This is a genomic window from Streptomyces sp. RP5T (assembly GCF_003933965.1).
GTDB lineage: Bacteria > Actinomycetota > Actinomycetes > Streptomycetales > Streptomycetaceae > Streptomyces.
The window spans coordinates 1-1,786 of the sequence record NZ_RSAJ01000993.1 but is presented as its reverse complement, the minus strand read 5'-3'; the positions used below and the strand labels follow the sequence as shown (position 1 = coordinate 1,786).

The following is a 1,786-nucleotide window of genomic DNA, read 5'->3' as shown; positions in this document are numbered from 1 at the left end:
TGCCTGCACCCACCCCGAGGGGCGCGGGGAACTGCGCGTGCAGCCCCCGCCGTCCGGCACCCGCCCGACGGCCTGACCCGGCACCCCGGATGGCGCCCGCCTCACACGGACACGGTTACGCTGTCCGGATGACGTCCCCGGAAACCGACCCCCCCGGCACAGCCGCCGCAGGCACCGCGCGGCTGGAGCGTGCCGTGCGGGCCGCCGAGCAGGCGCTCATCGAGTACGAGATCGCGGTGGAGACCTTCCGCATCGAGGTGGAGAATTTCTCCCGCCTGCACCACCAGAAGCTCGGCCCGATGTACACCCGCCTCGACGAGCTGGACGCGCAGATCGCCGAGATCCGGGCCGCCCGCAGCGGCGACCCCGAGGATCTGCGCAAGGCGGAGGAGGCCCGCGCCCGGGTGCTGCCGATGCCCGGCGTCGAGGAGCTGTTCCACGGCTGGATGGACGGGGAGGGCCTGTTCCCGGAGGCCGCCGCCATGCTCACCGAACAGCCGGTGCGGCCCCCGCAGCGGGTGCGTCCCAGCGACGAGGCCCGCAAGCTCTACCGCGAGCTCGCCCGCAAGGCCCACCCGGACCTCGCCCAGGACGACACCGAGCGGGCGCGTCGCGAGGAGTTCATCACCCGGGTCAACGCGGCCTACTCCCGCGGCGACGAGCCCCTCCTGCGGGAACTGTCCGAGGAGTGGGCCGCCGGCCCCAAGCCGCCGGAGCAGGGCCCCACCCCCAGCGAGGAGCTCTACGCCCGCCTCGAATGGCTGGCCCGGCGCAAGGAACTGCTCTCGGTGGTCGCGCGGGAGCTGGAGGAGAGCGCGATCGGCTCGATGCTGCGGATGGCACCGGACGACCCGGACCGCCTCCTGGAGGAGATCGCCGAGAAGCTGCTGGCCGACGTCTCCACGCGCGAGGCGGAGCTCGGCGAGCTGCTCGCGCAGGAGTGACCGGCCGCCTCCCCCGGGGCGTCAGGTAGCGTCGGCCTCATGAATTTCGGTGCTGGTGTGCCCACGGTGCAGGTCACGGACCTCAAGGACGACGCTTTCCTGCTGGATGTCCGGGAGGACGACGAATGGCAGGCGGGTCACGCCGAAGGGGCGTTGCACATCCCCATCAGTGAGTTCGTGGCCCGCTACGGCGAGCTGACCGAGGCGGCCCCGCAGGACGGCCGCGTGCATGTGATCTGCCGGTCCGGCGGTCGCTCGGCGCAGGTCACGATGTATCTGGCCCAGCAGGGCATCGACGCCGTGAACGTCGACGGCGGGATGCAGCTGTGGGCCGAGGCGGGCCGCCCCGTGGTGACCGACGACGGCCGGCCGGGCTTCGTGCTCTAGGACGGGTCCCAGCCGTCGGCAGTCCCGGGCGGCGGGCGCGCAGCCGTCTCCGCCGCCCAGGCCGCCCGCCGGACGCCCGACGTGCCCGGGGTGCTGCCCCTCACCCCAGGGGATGCGCCGCCAGCAGATCCCCCAACGCCTCCTCGTGCGCCGCCGCCGGACCGAGCGACAGCTCCAGTTGCTTGGCCCAGGCGTGGTACCGGTGCAGGGGGTAGTCGACGTCGGCGCCGAACCCGCCGTGCAGATGCTGGGCCGTCTGCACCACCCTGCGCACCCCCTCCGACGCCCAGATCTTCGCCACCGCCACGTCCCCCGCGACCGGCAGCGTCCCCCGCGCTCCCGAGGCGAGCCGCCAGGCGGCCTGCCACAGCGTGACCTCCATCGCGCGCAGGTCGATGTAACGGTCGGCGGCCTGCACGGCGACGGCCTGGAAGGTGGCGACCGGGAACCCGAAC

The 1,786-nt window shown here is 73.7% G+C and carries 3 protein-coding genes; 2 read left to right on the top strand and 1 reads right to left on the bottom strand.

Going from position 1 to position 1,786, the window contains the following annotated elements; translation table 11 throughout:
* Positions 1-128: 128 nt before the first annotated feature.
* Both EHS43_RS43820 and EHS43_RS43815 read left to right on the top strand, forming a co-directional pair.
* Complete coding sequence (locus EHS43_RS43820; protein WP_125195971.1) at positions 129-944, top strand: J domain-containing protein; 816 nt, start codon at positions 129-131, stop codon at positions 942-944.
* A 57-nt stretch (positions 945-1,001) separates the two neighbouring features.
* Positions 1,002-1,331: a rhodanese-like domain-containing protein gene (locus EHS43_RS43815; RefSeq protein WP_125195972.1), complete on the top strand. Its 330-nt coding sequence runs from the start codon at positions 1,002-1,004 to the stop codon at positions 1,329-1,331.
* A gap of 100 nt (positions 1,332-1,431) precedes the next feature.
* Here the strand turns inward: EHS43_RS43815 and EHS43_RS43810 are convergent.
* Positions 1,432-1,786: acyl-CoA dehydrogenase family protein (locus tag EHS43_RS43810; protein WP_260471000.1), on the bottom strand; the 355-nt coding region annotated here is incomplete at its 5' end.